This window comes from Paenibacillus sp. strain BS8-2 (assembly GCF_054483835.1).
On sequence record NZ_CM137010.1, the window covers coordinates 3,272,621 to 3,291,036 of the forward strand.

Consider the following 18,416-nt stretch of genomic DNA (forward strand, 5'->3'; position numbering starts at 1 on the left):
GCGCTGCCCTTTTGTTTGGCATAAAGTTATCGCATAAGGTGAAGCGGCAGTTGAAACAACCACGATAAGGGCAACCTTTAATAAGCAGTGAAGGACGGGATAAGTAAGATGATTAGTACAAGTGGCATTACGCTTCGTTTCGGGAAGCGACCGCTGTTTGAAGATGTGAATATCAAGTTTACGCCGGGCAACTGTTACGGCTTGATCGGCGCAAACGGTGCAGGCAAGTCTACATTCCTTAAGATTCTATCCGGCGAAGTGGAACAATCCTCTGGTGAGGTTCACATTACGCCTGGCGAGCGCCTGGCAGTCCTCAAGCAGAACCATTACGAATACGATACATTCAGAGTGCTCGAAACGGTGATCATGGGTCATAAGAAGCTTTATGAGGTCATGAAGGAGAAGGACGCGCTGTATGCTAAAGCTGACTTTACGGACGAAGACGGCATGCGCGCCGGTGAACTCGAAGCCGAGTTCGCCGACATGAACGGCTGGGAAGCGGAATCCGAAGCTGCAGAGATGCTAAACGGTCTAGGCATTACAACCGAGCTTCATGACAAGCTGATGTCCGATCTGGACGGCAACGAAAAGGTACGCGTCTTGTTAGCGCAGGCTTTGTTCGGAGCACCGCAGATTCTTCTGCTCGATGAGCCTACCAACCATCTCGACATCGAATCCATTCGCTGGTTGGAGGATTTCCTCTCTCGGTATGAAGGCACTGTTATCGTGGTCAGCCATGACCGTCACTTCCTGAATACGGTATGTACGCATATCGCCGACATCGACTTCGGCAAGATCGTTATGTACGTAGGCAACTATGATTTCTGGTACGAGTCCAGCCAGCTTGCACTGGCTCTGCAACGTTCCGAGAACAAGAAAAAAGAAGACAAAATAAAAGAGCTGCAGGCGTTTGTTCAACGCTTCAGTGCCAACAAATCCAAATCGAAGCAAGCGACTTCCCGTAAGAAGCTGCTCGACAAAATTACGCTGGACGACATTCGTCCGTCCAATCGTAAATATCCGTTCATTCTGTTCAAAGGTGAGCGTGAAGCAGGTAAGCAGTTGCTGCTTGTGGATGGTCTGACCAAAACGATCGACGGTGAAAAGGTCATCGACAACATGACTATCGCCATCAACAAAGGTGATAAAGTCGCATTTGTCGGCCCGAACGGCGCGCCAAAAACAACGTTCTTCCAGCTGATCGCTGGCGAGCTTGAGCCGGAAGAGGGTTCGTATTCGTGGGGCGTAACGACGACTCGCGCATATTTCCCTAAGGACAACTCGAAGTACTTTGAAGGTGTGGACATGAACTTGGTAGAGTGGCTGCGCCAGTACTCCAAGGATCCGGACGAAACCTTCCTCCGCGGTTTCCTGGGTCGTATGTTATTCTCAGGTGACGATGCAATGAAGAAAGCAAGTGTATTGTCCGGTGGCGAGAAGGTTCGCTGCATGTTGTCCAAGATGATGCTGGAAGGCGCCAACGTCTTTATTCTTGATGAGCCAACCAACCACTTGGACCTCGAATCCATCACCGCGCTGAATAACGGACTGATGGATACGGATTGTACGATTCTATTCACATCGCATGACCATCAGTTCGTACAGACCGTAGCCAATCGTATCATCGAGATTACACCTAATGGTGTCATCGATAGAATGACAACATACGACGAATACCTCGAGAGCGCAGAGATCAAAGAATTGCGCGAGCGCATGTATTCGGTGTAACCATAACTTCTTCACAAGTCGCCAAGGTTTGTTCCTTTGGCGGCTTGTTTTTTCTTTGAAATCCTTTTTCTATATTTCTCGCAATGAAACGCGCCCCGTCTTTTAAAGGATGGCGTAGCCGGTTCGCTTTGTTAGTTTTTGTCCAAGCCAAGTGTGTTGCCCCGGTGCATAAAAGCTCGCATATAGTCAACACTGTTTCTCTAGACCCACAAGGGATTGGTCGGGTATGATGGTAACCGTTAGACTTTGGTGAGTGTGCGAACAATAGGAATGATGAGTGGCAGGAGGCAATGGAGTTGAATCAGTATGAAGAAATCAAACAAGGCGAAAGAGGCGCATGGGTAAGCATCGCGGCATATCTCGCATTGTCGGCACTAAAGCTCTGGATCGGTTATTGGTTCGTTTCGGGAGCGCTTGTGGCGGACGGCTTTAACAATCTTACGGATATCGTAGCTTCAGTAGCGGTTCTGATCGGACTTCGTATCTCGCAGAAGCCCCCGGACAAGGATCATCCATATGGGCACTTCCGCGCGGAGACCATCGCCGCATTGATAGCTTCTTTTATTATGGCAAGCGTAGGCCTTCAGGTACTAATCACGGCAGGGCAATCATTGTTCCAAGGCGATCGTGAGACACCTAATATTATGGCGGCATGGGTAGCTGTGTTCTCTGCTGTCTGTATGTTAGGCGTGTATTGGTACAACAGCAGGTTGGCCAAACGGATCAATAACAAAGCGTTGATGGCGGCCGCCAAAGATAACTTATCGGATGCAATGGTCAGCATAGGCGCGGCAATCGGCATCATCGCTTCACAATTTGGTATGCCGTGGCTTGACCCTGTTGCTGCACTTTCTGTAGGTCTTATTATTTGCAAGACCGCCTGGGAGATCTTCTATAGCTCAACGCACGCGCTTACGGACGGCTTCGACGAAAAGGAACTGCATACTTTGCGTGCGACGATTGCCCGAATCAAGGGTGTAAAGAGTATCAAAGATATTAAAGCGCGAATTCATGGCAGCAACGTGTTAGTTGATGTAATCGTACAAGTTGATCCTGAGCTGACACTTGTCGAGAGCCATCAAATCTGCGATGAAATCGAACGAAATATGGGGCGCAAACATAACATTCTGAGTGTTCATGTCCACGTCGAGCCACTGGATTAAGGACGTGGTAATTATGACCATAGTCCAGCAGAATTGCATAAAAATGAGTCAAAAGTCCTAGCGCCTATATGAGAAGGTCCTAATGTTTCTGAGAAGATGCATATGGCTCTCAGCTCAAGGGGCTGTAAGGATTCGGCGATTAGCGAGCTTTTCCAAGGAAGGCATCCCCATGGGCGGGGATGCCTTTTATTAATTTTTTCTTAGTAAAAAAGGGTAATTCATTGCTCCCATGCCGGGACTCCTCCTTTTAGGAACATGGGACGATGCCTGTCCTGCTGGTATCCACTTACAATGGGTTTGGGCGCCAGATAAGGCACCGTTCAACCAGAATCCCAGAGGAGGCACAACATTCATGAGATCAACAGTCAAATATAAAGTCGTTACCGCAACATTATCCGCCGCATTATTATTTGGTTCGATGGCAGCATTGCCGGCACCAGTGGCCAATGCCGCAACTTCCGCCGAAGTAATATGGGGGGTGAATATGCGTACTGCACCTTCATCTTCCGCTTCTGTCATTCGGATGCTTAAGAAAGGTGAGCAGATCAGCGTGCTCGAACAAACCGGCAGCTGGTACAAGGTTAGTGATTCCAGCGGAAAAACGGGATATATCTCCGCATCTACGAAATATACAGAGATGGGCTCCGAAATTACGGAAAGCACAGAAACAGAAACAGAAACAGAAACTCCGGGCGCTGTAGCTTCGCTTAATGGCGTGATCAAGAAGTCTGTATCCTTCCGGAAGGGACCGGGAACTTCTTATACTAGGCTTCGTTACTTGAAAGCAGGGGAAGAAGTTAGCGTTGTATCGCAGCCAAGCAGCGGCTGGTATAAAGTAATTGATTCCAAGGGCGTTACAGGATACGTATCTTCCCAATCGCAATATATTACGGTCGGAGAATCGACAAGTACTGGTGGAGATGCAGGAAGCGGCAATTCCGGAGAATCAGTGGTTGACAATGTTGATCAACCAGGTTCTTCGACAGGAACAGCAAATGCATCTGTGGACAAAATGATTGCTACAGGCATGAAGTATCTCGGAACGCCATACGAATATGGTTCTAACCGCAATACGACAACAACGTTTGATTGCTCGGACTTCACGAAACACATTTTCAAGGTTGCTTTGGGCGTTACATTGCCGGCAGATTCGCGCCAACAAGGCACATACGTGAAGAACAAAGGTAACGCGGTGACAAGCATCAGCCAATTGAAACGCGGCGATCTGATGTTCTTTATGTCCTACAAAGGCAGCAGTAAATCTTCTTATAGCGGTGTAGACAAATCAAGCCAGCGAATTACGCATGTCGGGATCTATCTCGGCGACGGGAAAGTGCTTCATACGTATTCCAACGAAAGCGGCGGCGTAAGAACCAACGACATTATGGGTACGGCTTGGGAGTATCGTTTCCTCTATGGAGGAAGCGCGTTGTAATAGCTGAGTTTGGACAGGCTGTAGTGTTCAACAATTGCGAAAGAAACCAAAAAGCTGTCGCCGATTCGATTCCACGGGAGTGGAGCCAATCGGCGACAGCTTTTTTTTGACGAATAAGAAAGAACTTGTTGGATTAGATATCGTTACTGATATCAACCGCATTAGACGGCTGCTGTTGTGTGGTGTGGGAGGTTTGATGCATCTCGGAATCGAGTTTTGCTTGCTTACGCTTGCGGCGTTTGCTTCGGATAAACAAAAACAATACGATGAGCGGAACGCCTCCGAGGAAAATATATAAGGAAACATCCTTGACCATCGTTTCCGCTGTGCGACCAAAAATGTAGAACAAAGCGCCCACGACGTAAAACTTGACTGCTCTGCCAAGTGCAGCGTAGCCGATTAGACGCCATAGCGGAAAGTTAAGGCAACCGGAGAGAATCGTAAATACTTTGAAAGGGATAGGGGTAAACGAACCAATCAGGATGGCGGCTTCGCCGCTTTTTTGGAATCGATCCGTTGCGGCATCAATCCATTCCTTCTTGAGGATTCGGTATAATACGGACTTGCCCATTAATTTGCCGATCATGTAACCGATAGGCGTTCCAAGCAGACAAGCGATATAACCAACGGTAGCCAGCCATAAGGCAGATGATGGATTAAGTAGGCTTAACGAAACTTGAGTGAAAAATGCCGGAATCGGGAAGATGATCGCATCGAGAAAAGAATGGACAAATAATCCCCAGGGGCCGTAGTCTTCCAGGAAATCAATGATAGCTTGAAACATGAAGTAGGCTCCTTTTTGTTCAACTCTTAAGGCTTTATATGGGCTCGCTTGCGCCTCGTACGGAGCATGTTAACGTCAGTTTGACGGGTTTATTATAACGCTTTCGTCGCTCTTCATGCAGACACAGTGGCAAGCTTGATCACAATGCGAAAGCAATTCAAATAGGTGTTACGTCAACTTGGGTGAATAGGTTTCATCCAATGTTTATCATAATAGTCCCTCATATTCTCCTTGATATCGACGAATAACCCGATTATGGGGCTTTACGTTTACGAAGCATCCGTTTCCCTTGCATTTCCTGCATTTATTTGATTTTGAAGTTATGAGGATAGAGGCGTATAGTTTAATTATTGTAAAGGTTCGCGGACGAAAGAATTGAGTTAGCTCGTAAATGGACTGTAGTTGGTGAAGGGAGAGCAAGTGAAGTATGCGAATACGTATGGAACCATGGAAACGAACGATGTGGATCTTATGGTTTGGTGTGTTGTTCTGCAGCTCCAGCTATACAATGTCGGTCCCGTTTCTTCCTTTGTTTTTGTTCGATCTGGGAGTGGACAAGAGCTCAGTGAACTTGTGGGCAGGCATCGTCCACTCTTCTGCATTCTTAATGGGGGCGGTAATGGCTCCTCTATGGGGGCTGATGGCAGACAAATATGGCAAACGCAAGATGGTGATGCGTGCCGGATTCAGTCTGGCAGCCATCTACGCACTGTATTCATTTGTACACACACCGTGGCAACTAGTCGGAGTGCGTATGCTGCAAGGTTTCGCAGCAGGCTTCGTGCCGGCGTCTATGTCCATCGTTGCAACGATTGCACCTAAGGAGAAGCTCGGTCCTAGTCTTGGTTTGATGCAAGCGGGCACGATGACTGGGGGTATTCTGGGTCCACTGTTCGGTGGCGGTCTCGCGGAATTGTTCGGCATCCGGCATTCGTTTATCGCCGCTTCGTTCATTATTTTGGCAGCCAGCTTTGCCGTAGTTTTCTGGGTGAGAGAAGGCAAGACTGCAGAGGTGAAGCCGGCAGAAGCAACAGGTAAACCTGTTAAGAAGCTGGAGCCGTATACTTATCGGATGGCATTCCGTAATAAGACGTTAATGGGTATGTTGTTGGTTTTGGTTGTTTTCCAATTGTCTATTAATATGATTCAGCCTCAGCTCGTGCTGCATATTGCTGATCTTGGCGGAGAGAAGGGAGCCATGCTGTCAGCGGGGCTGGTTTTGTCGCTGATTGGTGTCGCAGGTATTGTCGCCTCTCCAGTATGGGGCCGCTTAGGAGAACGCAAAGGTTATTATCGGATTCTCGTGTTCTGTCTGTTGACGGCGGGATCGGTCGTATGTACGCAATATTTTGTGGAATCGTTATGGGTGTTCGCACTGGTACAATTTATATTCGGCTTGTTTATGGCGGGGGTTGTTCCAATCGTCAATACACTTATGGTGCAAAGTACCGACGAGCAGTTTAGAGGCAGGTCCTTCGGCCTTACAGCAAGCGCCAATCAGTTCGGCTCCATGCTGGGCCCGCTGCTTGGCGGTCTGTTAGGTTTATTCTTGGGACTGAATTGGATATTTGTCGCAACGGGCGTCATAATATTTGCGGCGGGCTTGTCTCTCCTGCTCAAACAGAAGAGGGCTGAAAGCTCGAGCGCAAAAGTCACTGGCACTAGCTCAACGTCTGCAACATCCCCAAGCGGAAGCCGCTAGTCAACATTCAGCTTGACTAGCTGCCTCCATAGTATGATTAGTCACGTTGTTTGCGGCGTGATACTCCGCTGTTCTGAGCCGCGATTATCACTCTCTTTCGCACTTCCTCCACGACCTTGGAGTTAAATACGCTTGGAATAATGTACATCCTGCTAAGCTCGTCGTCGCTAATAACAGAAGCAATCGCTTCGGCGGCGGCGAGCTTCATTTCTTCATTGATAATTCGGGAGCGGCTGTCTAACGCACCACGGAAAATTCCAGGGAAACACAATACGTTATTGATCTGATTGGGATAATCGGACCGTCCGGTGGCGAACACGCCGACGATATCCTCTACTAGCTCAGGGCGAATCTCCGGTTCCGGGTTAGCCATCGCGAATACGATCGGGTCTGGGGCCATGCTCAGAATATGTTCTCGATTCAGCAGCTTTCCTGCAGACACGCCGATAAATACATCGGCATCAAGAAGCGCTTCGGCAAGTCCGCCCTTGCGACGTTCAGGGTTCGTGTTGTCTGCGTACCATTGCCACATAGCATTGTCGTAACGTTCGTCGGCATTCAAGATGCCGGCGCGATCGACGCCAATAATATGGTTGGCTCCTCCGGCTATGAGCATCTTGGTGCATGCGGTGCCTGCTGCTCCGATCCCGCAGACGACGATCTTCGCATTAGCAAGTGAGCGCCCAGTCAGCTTAAGTGCGTTCAGCAGCCCTGCATAAAGAACAACGGCAGTCCCATGCTGATCGTCATGGAACACGGGGATATCCAATTCTTCGCGAAGTCTCTGCTCGATCTCAAAGCATCGCGGCGCAGAAATATCTTCTAGATTAATTCCGCCGAAGGCTGGCGCTAAAGCTTTGACGGCGGCAATTACAGCTTCCGTGTCCTGCGTATCCAGACAGATAGGGAACGCGTCTACGTCGGCGAATTGTTTGAACAGCATCGCCTTGCCTTCCATCACGGGCATAGCCGCGTAAGGGCCAATATTGCCAAGCCCGAGGACTGCGCTTCCGTCAGAGACAACGGCAACCGTGTTACGCTTAATCGTCAAGGTATGTGCCTTGGACGGCTCCTCGCGGATCGCCTCGCAGACGCGTGCAACATCTGGCGTGTAGACACGAGACAGATCGTCACGATTCTGAATAGGCGTCTTAGGTTGGATCGTAATTTTGCCGCCAAGATGGAGCAGGAAGGTGCGGTCTGAAACGTGCAGGAGTCTTATGCCATCTAAGTGCTTGAGGGCTTCCGTCAGTCGTTCGGTGGCGCCTTGCTCCGTTATTTTGACCGTGAGGTCGCGCACGCTCATATTTTTGTCCGTGTGGATGACGTCCATGGCGACGATATCGCCTCTAGCTCCCTCGATCGCTGTAGCCGCTTTACCGAATTGGGCAACATTCGTATCGATTTCCAGCCGTAATATAATCGTTTTACCGTCTGTCATTGATGAACTCATCTTAGGATTCACTCCCTCAGGCATTTTGGTTTAATCCGCATAACCTCTAATCTTCCCATGCTCCAGGAAAAATAATGCCGTCACTGCATGTTCTGCAGCACGGCATTTGGGCATTTCAGCGCATCGTATTGTTCGTCTCGCTTCTGCAATAGCAGCTCGCGGAAGCGACTGGCGTTCTCGTGGTCGTGTATGTGCTTGAACCACCGGTCTACTGTATCATTGGAACTCAACATCTCACCGAATCCAAAATTGATAAAGTACTCGCAATTTTCTTCTTCCTGACCAGGAATCGGTTCGTAGAACAGCATAGGCAGTGCCTTACTCATGCCTTCTGTGCAGGTCATGCCACCTGGTTTGGTGACCAACAGGTCGGCGGCGTCCATTAGTTTGCTTACTTCTCGCGTAAATCCCATAATTCGAATGTTGGGATGCTGGAACATGGGATCGGCAAGCAGCTTCTCTTTCATCTTCTCGTTGGAGCCGACACAGAAAATCAACTGCGTGGTTTCACGCCATTTGGTCATGTAGGATAATGCATTATCCTCATAAAGAATTCCCCATCCGCCGCCCATGACCAGCACCGTCGGCATGTCTCGAAGATCGAATTGCTCCCGGACCTCAGCCCGGTCGTGCTTGACCCAAAAGCTTGGATGTACGGGGATCCCAGTTACATTGACCCTCTCTGGCGCAACACCTTTATCCACCAGACGTTGCTTTACATGTTGCGTCGAAACGAGGTATTGGTCGACTTCTGGGTTGACCCACGAGCCATGTGCGTCGTAATCAGTAATCAGCGAATACAAGGGCATATCCAGACCCAATCGTTTCAACCTCGCAACTACAGTGCTAGGTACGGGATGCGTGCATATGATCAAGTCAGGCTTAAGCTGAGCGATTACTTGCGAAGTCTGAGTATAAAATACCCGATGCAGTGCAAGCTGAGCGAAGCGGTTGGTTGGTTTCTTATAATTGCTTCGATACATCATTCCAACCATCTTGGGCTGACTGCTTACGGTCTTGCGATAGGCAGATACGATCCATGGGCCTATGACGGGATTCAGAAATTTCCCTAGTTCGATTACCCTAGCTGAGATGTTAGGGTGCAGCTGCTTGAGTCCAACAGCGAGTGCGTAGGCTGCTTGCGTATGGCCGGAGCCGAAACCTTCGGAAAGAAGGAGCACCCTCTTCTTGCGCATATCCTCACCTACTTTTCTATTTCCATATTACTTCTGGTGTAAGGTTAATACAAGCATGGATATGTATCTTGCCTAGAAATTAAGCGTATTTTACAGTAAAGTTAAATGAATGATTACATAAAGCCGGAAGGAATGTGGATACCATAATGATAAACAGAGAAGCTAATGACTTGCAGGCTGGAGATATTGTTCAGGCGGAGGTCCGATCAGGGCGTTACATTGCCGAGCTCATGGAGATTAACGGTCCTAGGGCGTTAGTGAAGGTGCTTGCAGTACTGGAGCATCCTGAGCAAGGAGACCTACATCAACCATACAATCCTGATGTACCGATGTTTCATGAGCGACGTGCATTGAGCTACACAGAGAAAACAACGGTGCTGCTCAGAGATATAGCTCCCCATACAGGCGATGTGCCGAATTACTACGAGTCCTTGAAGGCGGCAGTGATGGGATCGATTCAAGCACTAGACCGTCTGAATCGCTGGACGGGCAAGGCGCTCGAATCGATCCGTCAACTGGAGAAGGAATACAAATTATAGGGTGATTAAATCTTAACTATTAATGAAGGCAATTCGTTTCTCATGGCGGTACTCCACCTGGAAGCCAAGTGCTTCCGACAAGGCGGCAAGCGGCAGATACGTTTTGCTTTCGGCCGGCTTACCTTTAGTAGCAGGGAATTGCTGAAGGTAAGCAGGATCGGCCTTGAGCGGGATTGTTTGGCCATCAATCATGATTGTCTTTGCGCCAACGGTAATGACGACTGTGCTTCCACCTACAGTGATCGTTGCGGTCGAAGTTTTTGCATTCCAATCAAGTTTTGCTCCCATAGCTTCCGTAATATCGCGTACGGCGAGGAATGTTCGATCATTTTTGATGACGGGCGCATAATCAGATAGAATTTCTTTTCCGTTAACAACGACGGAGATCGGAACGCCGGTCTTGCGAGGTTGTACGGTTTTGAAGGCTCCCCACAATTGTTGGGCGTATGCTTTGCCTAGCGCCTCATACCCTTTCTCAGTTGGATGAATGTCACCTTCGGCAATTGTCGTATATGTTCTAATATTATTTTCGATCGCGGCTGCGGCATCGCTTATCTTAATCAGTTCCCCTTGATCGGTATGCTCCTTGACGAGCTTGACCAGCTGCGTATTCAATTTGGTTTGTCCTTCCTTAAGGAAAAGAGCTGTGGATGGTTTGACACCTACATAGTTGACCTTTCCATTCAGGACGATCGTCGGCAGCGGCAAGTATTGATTGCCGATCACCACTTCGGCGTTTGGCTGCAGCTTGTCGATCGTGTTCAAAATCCCATCTAGCTTAACAATATAATTATTAATCAGTGCGTCTAGCTTGGTTGTCAGCTGAGCTTTCTCGTTGGCCGGTAAGCTATTAACGTCAGTTGCGGTCCCCAATTCGTTAACGAGCCCCAGGAAATCGTTGCCGCCAATAGAGACGAGCACCGTTTCGGCATTGCGGAGGTCTCCTGCAAGCGAGCCCGTCCAATCTGCGAAAATTTGCTCAGTCCTTGGATCCTTATCACTCAGACCAGGCTGCACGTCTGCTTCCGTTACTGCTTTTCCTGCTGCGGAAGCTTCAATCCATGCGGCTAATCCCTCCGTCCGAAGACCAATCACTCCATAATTGACGTAATCCGCCCTCAATCCATGGAACAATGCTTGTTCAAAAATATGTTCGGCGAATCCGTAGGGCACGGACTTCTCGGTAAAGCCCATTTGGTACCCGGCTGCAAGTGAATCTCCAAGTACGACAATATCATATGTACTGTTCGCAGCGGAGACAGCCGTTGCTTCTGCTGCTGTAGCAGCGCCTGCAGGCGTTAACAGCGCCACGCTCAATACGCTTAACGCGCTCATTTGAAGCATTTTCCTGAATTTACTATGCAATCTGTACACATCCTTTTGCTAAAATGGTCTTTAAGAAGTTGTTCAAAAAGTTTGACTAGTTAATGAAAACTTGAAAATGCATGAAACCAAAGGTTGCGAATAAAGGCGACTCTTGTCGAATGGCTCTGCAAGCACAAAAAGCCCAAATCCGGTCCCGCTTTAGTCGTAACTAATAATTTCTTTGGTCCTAATAAAAATATTAAATTGATTCCGATTTGCCCTGATGTTAAAATCATATAATAATCGCTTAGCATCGGTATGGCAACTGGGTGGAAAGGAGCAGGCAGATGAGCCTCGTCCCCTACCATTCTATGATAAACCAAGCCAAAAATGAAGCCAATTAAGTGATCAAAACGGATTTATATCCACGCGGGATCTCCATGCGCAATAAATGCGGGAAAAGTTCCTAGATTTCTGGCGCGGTGCGCGCCTCAGGGGCCAAGGATCGACAAGATCCGTAGCGTCTGGAATTTGTATTGCTTACCCAAAAATCTTCTGATAGAGAGGTTGCAGACTACAATGAAAGAACATATTTTGGGATTGCCGCCTAAGCAAGGACTATATGATCCACAGTTCGAGAAAGACGCGTGCGGAATGGGCTTTGTAGCCAGCATTAAAGGGGTCAAATCGCATAAGGTCATTCGCCAGGCGCTGCATCTGCTCGAGAACATGGAGCATCGCGGCGGTCAGGGAAGCGAACCGAATACGGGCGATGGAGCGGGTATCTTGCTTCAGATCCCGCATGCATTTTTCTCTGCGGAGCTTGAGAAACAAGGCATCGCGCTTCCGAAGGAAGGCGAATACGCCACAGGCATGATCTTCATGCCGCATGACGATACGGCTCGTGCCGCCATCGAGCGCGAAGTGGAGAACATCATAGCTGAAGAGGGTCAGACTCTAATTGGTTGGCGTACAGTGCCAACAAACGACGAGAAGCTAGGCGAATCCGCGCTGGCGGTTAAGCCATTCGTTCGTCAGCTGTTCATCGGCAAAGACGCATCGCTTGCAGATACGCTTGCGTTCGAGCGCAAGCTGTACGTCATTCGCAAACGCGCTGAGCTTGCGATTCGTTATGCAGGCAAAGACGGAGGCAATATGTTCTACTTCTCTAGCCTATCGTCCAAGAAAATTGTTTACAAAGGGATGTTGACGACAGAACAAGTGCGTTCGTTCTATGTAGAATTGAACGACGAGACGGTTGTGTCTGCTATGGCTTTAGTGCATTCCCGTTTTAGTACAAATACGTTCCCGAGCTGGGAACGCGCGCATCCGTTCCATTATCTGATTCACAACGGGGAGATTAACACACTTCGCGGTAACGTGAACTGGATGCATGCACGTCAGACGTTGTTCGCATCTGAGCTGTTCGGCGATGATCTTGAGAAGATCAAGCCAATCATTAACCCTGACGGTTCTGATACTGCGATGTTTGACAATACGCTCGAATTCTTGCATTTATCCGGCCGTTCCTTGCCGCATGTGGCGATGATGATGGTACCAGAGCCATGGTCCGGCAATGAGAGTATGGACGACGATCGCAAGGCATTCTACGAATATCATAGCACCCTGATCGAGCCTTGGGATGGACCGGCAGCAATGGGCTTTACTGACGGAACTCAGATTGGTGCTGTCCTCGACCGTAACGGACTCCGTCCAGCACGTTATTACGTGACGAAGGATGACCACATTATTCTTGGCTCCGAAGCCGGCGTAGTGGATATTCCTGCGGAAGACATTCTGTACAAGGATCGTTTGCGTCCTGGTCGTATGCTTCTTGTTGATACGGAGCAAGGACGTATTATCTCTGATGAAGAGGTTAAAGCAGCTATCGCATCCGAGCATCCATACCGTGAATGGCTGGATGAGCATCTCGTAAACCTCGATGACTTGCCTGAAGCGCCTGAGCTGCCAGAACCAAGCCACGATACGGTTCAGCAGCGTCAACAAGCGTTCGGTTACACGTTCGAAGATATTCGCAAGGTGCTGGAGCCAATGGCTGGCAGCGGCCAAGAGCCGATTGCTTCCATGGGTTACGATGCTCCGCTTGCCGTATTGTCGGAACGTCCACAGCGTTTGTATAACTACTTTAAGCAGCTGTTCGCTCAAGTAACGAATCCGCCAATTGATGCGATCCGTGAAGAGATCATTACATCGACGGGCACAACAATCGGACCAGAACGCAACTTGCTGAACCCAGAGCCTGAGAGCTGCCGTCATATTAAGCTCGACACGCCAATATTGTCCAATGAGCAGTTCGCCAAGCTGCGGCATGTGCGTCGTCCTGGATTCAAGTCGATCACGCTTCCGATTTTCTTCACGGCTAGCGAAGGCGAAGAAGGACTGCGTACCGCGCTCAAGACGATGTGCGAAGCGGCTGATCGTGTCATTGGCAAAGGCCATAATATGCTAATTCTGTCTGACCGCGATGTCGACAAGGAGAACGCAGCTATTCCTGCGCTTCTTGCCGTATCCGCTCTGCACCACCATCTGATCCGCCAAGGCACGCGTACGAAGGTAGCTATCTTGCTGGAATCCGGTGAGCCGAGAGAAGTTCATCACTTTGCTTTGTTGCTTGGTTATGGCGTTAATGCGATTAACCCGTATCTGGCATTCGAATCGCTTGACGATATGATCCGCCAAGGTATGCTAAGAGGCGTATCGCACGAGAAAGCTGTTAAGAACTTCATCAAAGGCGCGACGAAGGGCGTAGTTAAAGTATTGTCCAAGATGGGGATCTCGACGATTCAATCGTATCGTGGAGCTCAGATCTTCGAAGCGCTTGGCCTGCGTGAAGATGTTATCAACGAATACTTCACTTGGACGCCTTCCCGTATCGGCGGCATCGGACTGGATGTCATCGCGGAAGAAACGCTCAAGCATCATAACCGTGCTTATGCCGAGCAGGAAGGCTCCGAGAAGGAATTGGATTCCGGCGGCGACTATCAATGGCGTAAGGACGGAGAGGACCATCTGTTCACTCCACAGACGATCCATACGCTTCAAATGGCTTCGCGTGCGAACGACTACAAGCTGTACAAGAAGTTCTCTGCCCTTATTCAAGGCGAGAATCGCAAACATCTAACGCTTCGTTCGTTGCTTGACTTCAAGAAGGGCGGTCAGTCCATATCTTTGGATGAAGTAGAATCCGTTGAGTCCATCGTGAAACGTTTCAAGACAGGTGCGATGTCGTTCGGATCCATCAGCAAGGAAGCACACGAAAGCTTAGCGATCGCGATGAACCGTCTGGGCGGCAAGTCCAACACAGGCGAAGGCGGCGAAGATCCGGCGCGCTTCATCCCTGATGCTAACGGCGATTCTCGCCGCAGCGCGATCAAGCAAGTTGCTTCGGGCCGCTTCGGCGTAACAAGCAACTATCTTGTCAACGCTGACGAGATCCAAATTAAGATGGCACAAGGCGCTAAGCCAGGTGAAGGCGGTCAATTGCCAGGCCTTAAGGTATACCCTTGGGTTGCCGAAGTACGTGGCTCGACGCCGGGCGTTGGACTCATTTCTCCGCCGCCGCATCATGATATTTATTCGATCGAGGATTTGGCTGAGCTGATCCACGATCTCAAGAACGCTAACCCGCGTGCTCGTATTAACGTGAAGCTTGTATCCGAGGTTGGCGTAGGTACAATTGCAGCTGGTGTTGCGAAGGGCCGCGCGGATGTAATTATGGTCAGCGGCTTTGACGGTGGTACGGGTGCTTCTCCAATGGGTTCTATCCGCCATGCGGGTCTGCCTTGGGAGTTAGGTCTTGCCGAAACTCACCAAACTCTGATGCTGAACAAGCTGCGCGATCGTGTCGTTATCGAAACCGACGGCAAGATGATGAATGGACGCGACGTAGCGATCGCTGTGTTGCTGGGTGCCGAAGAATACGGCTTCTCTACTGCTCCATTGATCGTGCTTGGATGCGTAATGATGCGTGTATGTCAACTGGATACTTGCCCAGTCGGCGTCGCTACTCAGAATCCAGAACTGCGCGCTAAGTTCATGGGCGATCCGTCCCACGTTGTTAACTACCTGCGTTTTATCGCAGAAGAGCTTCGTGAAATTATGGCAGAGCTCGGCTTCCGTACGATTCAAGAGATGGTCGGCCGCGTAGATCGTCTTGAGACAAAACAATTGGTTGAGCACTACAAAGCGAAAGGCCTGGACCTCTCAGGTATCTTGTACGAAGCAGAGATTCCGGAAGGAGCATTCCGCTACAACGTACAAGAACAGAATCACGGTCTTGAGCTGTCGCTTGATATTCAACAGCTTGTTCCGAACGCTGCGGCTGCGTTAGAGAAAGGTGAAAGCGTACGAGGTACGTTCCCAATTCTTAATACGAACCGTGTTGTCGGTACGATTCTGGGCTCCGAAGTGACGAGACGATACGGCGCGAAGGGATTGCCGGAAGATACAATCTGGTATAACTTTGTCGGTACGGCCGGCCAAAGCTTTGGCGCTTTTGTACCGAAAGGCATTACGTTGTCGGTCGAAGGCGACACCAACGATTACTTCGGCAAAGGTTTGTCCGGCGGCAAAATTATCGTTGCTCCGTCGCCAAAGTCGACATTCGCAGCTGAAGACAATGTTGTGACAGGTAATACCGCTCTGTACGGTGCTACTGGTGGCGAGGCGTACATTCGTGGTATCGCGGGCGAACGTTTCGCAGTTCGTAACAGCGGCGCTAACGTCGTAGTTGAAGGTGTGGGCGACCACGGCTGCGAATATATGACAGGCGGCAGAGTCGTTATTCTGGGCGAAACGGGACGTAACTTCGGTGCCGGTATGTCCGGTGGCGTAGCTTATGTGTACGATGCAAAGGGTGAATTCACGAAGAACAGCAACCTCGAGATGGTGCTGCTGGAGCGACTAGTTGAAACTGAGGATATTGCAGAGCTGCATGCCTTGATCGAAAACCATGTTCGTTACACAGGAAGTGCTGTTGGTAAGGATGTACTTGCAAACTGGGAGTCTTCGCTGGTGAAATTTGTGAAAGTTATTCCTAAGGACTACAAACGGATGCTTGAGCAAATTCGTAAAGCGGAAGACACTGGACTGCAAGGCGGAGAAGCACTTCTTGCTGCGTTCGAAGCGAATAAGCGCGAGCTTGCACGCACAGGCGGCAAATAATAGACGATACAAAGCTCGCAGCAGGTTCAAATTGAACCATGCTGCGAGCTTTTTTTTGATCATGGTTAACATGAACACCGCGAGCTACCAAACGATTCCTGTTTCGTATATACTGGAATAGCTGGGCGTAAGCTCACTTCATAAGTAAGGTTAGATAGAATGAGAAGGAGGCGAAAGTGGTGAATGATTATATTGTTCAAATGCGGGACGTAACTAAACGCATTGGCAATCGAACGATTATCGACAAATTGACTCTTGATTTGCCGCGAGGCGAAGTTTTTGGTTTCCTCGGACCTAATGGATCGGGCAAAACAACGACGATTCGGATGATGGTAGGTTTGATGGCGCTGACAGCAGGAGAAATCAAGATTGAAGGGCATAGCATAGAAAGTGAATATGAGCTGGCAATCAAACACGTAGGTGCTATCGTCGAGAATCCGGAGATGTACAAATATTTGACAGGCTATCAAAACCTGCTCCATTATGCTCGTATGATGCCAGGCGTGACTGAGCATCGGGTCAAAGAGGTCGTGAGTCTTGTCGGATTGGAAGCTCGAATACACGACAAGGTAAAAACGTATTCCCTCGGCATGCGCCAAAGACTTGGGGTTGCCCAAGCAGTTCTACATAAGCCAAGATTATTGATTCTCGATGAACCGACTAACGGCCTTGATCCAGCTGGAATTCGCGAACTACGCGATTACTTGCGCAAGCTGGCCAGGGACGAAGGGATTGCGGTATTCGTTTCGAGTCACTTGCTCTCAGAGATGGAATTGATGTGTGATCGCGTGGCGATCATCCAGAATGGAAAGTTAATCGATGTAAGAACGTTGCAGAGCAGCCAAGAGACATTAATCACGCGCAGAGTGTTAATAGAAGTAGACCTCCCTCAGGATGCTGTGCAAGCACTTATCACGGCGGGACAAGCGGCTGAGCTGGCAGCAACCGGATTCGTAGTTATACACGGTGACAGAGCCGGCGTGGCTGCTGCTAATGCGGAACTCGTACGAGCAGGCATCAGCGTATATGGCATCCGAGAAGATGTGAAGTCGCTCGAGGATCAATTCTTGGAAGTGACGGGAGGCGAACGTATTGGGTGATTTCGGCGGATTAGTCAGAAATGAAAATTTGAAAATTTATCTTCGAGTGCGGACTATTGTCATGCTTGGTATCCTGCTGGTGTTGACGATTATGATCTCTGTCCTATGGCTGTCATTTGGGGATCGTTCTACAACGTCGATGTGGGAAGTAGCCTACATGGAGTCTTCCATCCTCTTTTTCCTGGTAACGATATTTACGGTCGTTGTTGCTGCAGGTGCTGTGGCGGAGGAATTTACAACAGGGACCATTAAGTTGCTCCTTATACGACCTTGGTCACGATCCAAAATATTATTGTCCAAGTATATTGCTGTTTTGCTTTTCGCAATTTTGCTTGCGATTGTGCTTTTCGCAAGTACGATGCTCGTCAACTGGCTTTTGTTCGGAATTGGCAATGGATCGCAGGATGCCGGAATCGTGCCGGAAGGAAGTAACGATTCGCCGTTTGTATTTATGCTCAAATATTACGGTCTAACGTTGATTACTTCTGTCGTGACAGTCACGTTATCCTTCATGCTTTCGACGATATTCCGGAGCAGCGGACTGGCCATTGGTATGGCATTGTTTTTACTGTTAGTCGTTAACAATTTTGCGCAATTACTGATGTTGGTGGATTACAAGTGGGTGGATTATGTGTTGTTTGTCCATATGAACCTTACGCAATATTTGGGCAATTATCCAATGAGTGAAGGGATGTCTCTTGGATTCTCCCTGGCTGTCCTCAGTGTGTACTACCTGTTGTTTATCGCTTTGACCTGGTACGTCTTCAAGAAACGTGATGTAGCTGCCTAAATATCAATTGATACGTTAATTGGGCTCGAACGTCTTT

The 18,416-nt window shown here is 49.1% G+C and carries 12 protein-coding genes; 8 read left to right on the forward strand and 4 right to left on the reverse strand.

Going from position 1 to position 18,416, the window contains the following annotated elements; translation table 11 throughout:
- Positions 1 to 108 precede the first annotated feature (108 nt).
- From ACX1C1_RS13995 to ACX1C1_RS14005, 3 genes are all read left to right on the forward strand, one after another.
- The gene (locus ACX1C1_RS13995) at positions 109 to 1,728 is read left to right on the forward strand and encodes an ABC-F family ATP-binding cassette domain-containing protein (protein WP_458952808.1); all 1,620 of its coding nucleotides are present in this window, start codon (positions 109 to 111) and stop codon (positions 1,726 to 1,728) included.
- Between the two features lie 290 nt (positions 1,729 to 2,018).
- Positions 2,019 to 2,891 (forward strand): cation diffusion facilitator family transporter, encoded by an 873-nt coding sequence (locus ACX1C1_RS14000; protein WP_458952809.1) that lies wholly within the window; start codon positions 2,019 to 2,021, stop codon positions 2,889 to 2,891.
- 352 nt (positions 2,892 to 3,243) lie between these two features.
- Positions 3,244 to 4,326: a C40 family peptidase gene (locus ACX1C1_RS14005; protein WP_458952810.1), complete on the forward strand. Its 1,083-nt coding sequence runs from the start codon at positions 3,244 to 3,246 to the stop codon at positions 4,324 to 4,326.
- Between the two features lie 133 nt (positions 4,327 to 4,459).
- Here ACX1C1_RS14005 and ACX1C1_RS14010 read toward each other — a convergent pair whose 3' ends face one another.
- Entirely contained in the window at positions 4,460 to 5,110 is a 651-nt protein-coding gene (locus ACX1C1_RS14010; protein WP_458952811.1) for a YqaA family protein, read from the reverse strand.
- Between the two features lie 427 nt (positions 5,111 to 5,537).
- Between ACX1C1_RS14010 and ACX1C1_RS14015 the strand changes: the two genes are divergently transcribed.
- Positions 5,538 to 6,812 carry an MFS transporter gene (locus ACX1C1_RS14015; protein WP_458952812.1) on the forward strand — a complete coding sequence of 425 codons (1,275 nt, stop codon included), beginning with the start codon at positions 5,538 to 5,540 and terminating at the stop codon, positions 6,810 to 6,812.
- 37 nt (positions 6,813 to 6,849) lie between these two features.
- Here ACX1C1_RS14015 and ACX1C1_RS14020 read toward each other — a convergent pair whose 3' ends face one another.
- On the reverse strand, positions 6,850 to 8,265 hold the full coding sequence (locus ACX1C1_RS14020; protein ID WP_458952813.1) for a malic enzyme-like NAD(P)-binding protein: 1,416 nt from the start codon (positions 8,263 to 8,265) through the stop codon (positions 6,850 to 6,852).
- An 80-nt stretch (positions 8,266 to 8,345) separates the two neighbouring features.
- Positions 8,346 to 9,461, reverse strand: coding sequence for an MGDG synthase family glycosyltransferase (locus tag ACX1C1_RS14025; RefSeq protein WP_458952814.1), 1,116 nt, complete (start codon positions 9,459 to 9,461; stop codon positions 8,346 to 8,348).
- 146 nt (positions 9,462 to 9,607) lie between these two features.
- On the opposite strand from ACX1C1_RS14025, the gene kapB reads away from it, so the two are divergent.
- Positions 9,608 to 10,000, forward strand: coding sequence for a sporulation phosphorelay system protein KapB (gene kapB, locus ACX1C1_RS14030; protein WP_458952815.1), 393 nt, complete (start codon positions 9,608 to 9,610; stop codon positions 9,998 to 10,000).
- Between the two features lie 12 nt (positions 10,001 to 10,012).
- On the opposite strand, the gene ACX1C1_RS14035 is transcribed toward kapB, so the two are convergent.
- A complete protein-coding gene (locus ACX1C1_RS14035) occupies positions 10,013 to 11,335 on the reverse strand; it encodes a stalk domain-containing protein (RefSeq protein ID WP_458952816.1) in 1,323 nt (440 codons plus the stop codon).
- 549 nt (positions 11,336 to 11,884) lie between these two features.
- On the opposite strand from ACX1C1_RS14035, the gene gltB reads away from it, so the two are divergent.
- From gltB to ACX1C1_RS14050, 3 genes are all read left to right on the forward strand, one after another.
- A complete protein-coding gene (gene gltB / locus ACX1C1_RS14040; RefSeq protein ID WP_458952817.1) occupies positions 11,885 to 16,489 on the forward strand; it encodes a glutamate synthase large subunit in 4,605 nt (1,534 codons plus the stop codon).
- A gap of 200 nt (positions 16,490 to 16,689) precedes the next feature.
- Entirely contained in the window at positions 16,690 to 17,589 is a 900-nt protein-coding gene (locus ACX1C1_RS14045; RefSeq protein ID WP_458957681.1) for an ABC transporter ATP-binding protein, read from the forward strand.
- The gene (locus ACX1C1_RS14050; protein ID WP_458952818.1) at positions 17,582 to 18,379 is read left to right on the forward strand and encodes an ABC transporter permease; all 798 of its coding nucleotides are present in this window, start codon (positions 17,582 to 17,584) and stop codon (positions 18,377 to 18,379) included. The genes ACX1C1_RS14045 and ACX1C1_RS14050 overlap by 8 nt, the downstream gene beginning before the upstream one ends.
- Positions 18,380 to 18,416 lie beyond the last annotated feature (37 nt).

Excerpts from the sequence above, each read along its gene's own strand:
- kapB (WP_458952815.1), top strand. The coding sequence starts at position 9,608 with ATGATAAACAGAGAAGCTAATGACTTGCAGGCTGGAGATATTGTTCAG.
- ACX1C1_RS14020 (WP_458952813.1), bottom strand. The coding sequence starts at position 8,265 with ATGAGTTCATCAATGACAGACGGTAAAACGATTATATTACGGCTGGAA.
- ACX1C1_RS14025 (WP_458952814.1), bottom strand. The coding sequence starts at position 9,461 with ATGCGCAAGAAGAGGGTGCTCCTTCTTTCCGAAGGTTTCGGCTCCGGC.
- ACX1C1_RS13995 (WP_458952808.1), top strand. The coding sequence starts at position 109 with ATGATTAGTACAAGTGGCATTACGCTTCGTTTCGGGAAGCGACCGCTG.
- ACX1C1_RS14000 (WP_458952809.1), top strand. The coding sequence starts at position 2,019 with ATGGAGTTGAATCAGTATGAAGAAATCAAACAAGGCGAAAGAGGCGCA.
- ACX1C1_RS14015 (WP_458952812.1), top strand. The coding sequence starts at position 5,538 with ATGCGAATACGTATGGAACCATGGAAACGAACGATGTGGATCTTATGG.
- gltB (WP_458952817.1), top strand. The coding sequence starts at position 11,885 with ATGAAAGAACATATTTTGGGATTGCCGCCTAAGCAAGGACTATATGAT.
- ACX1C1_RS14010 (WP_458952811.1), bottom strand. The coding sequence starts at position 5,110 with ATGTTTCAAGCTATCATTGATTTCCTGGAAGACTACGGCCCCTGGGGA.
- ACX1C1_RS14045 (WP_458957681.1), top strand. The coding sequence starts at position 16,690 with ATGCGGGACGTAACTAAACGCATTGGCAATCGAACGATTATCGACAAA.
- ACX1C1_RS14005 (WP_458952810.1), top strand. The coding sequence starts at position 3,244 with ATGAGATCAACAGTCAAATATAAAGTCGTTACCGCAACATTATCCGCC.
- ACX1C1_RS14035 (WP_458952816.1), bottom strand. The coding sequence starts at position 11,335 with ATGAGCGCGTTAAGCGTATTGAGCGTGGCGCTGTTAACGCCTGCAGGC.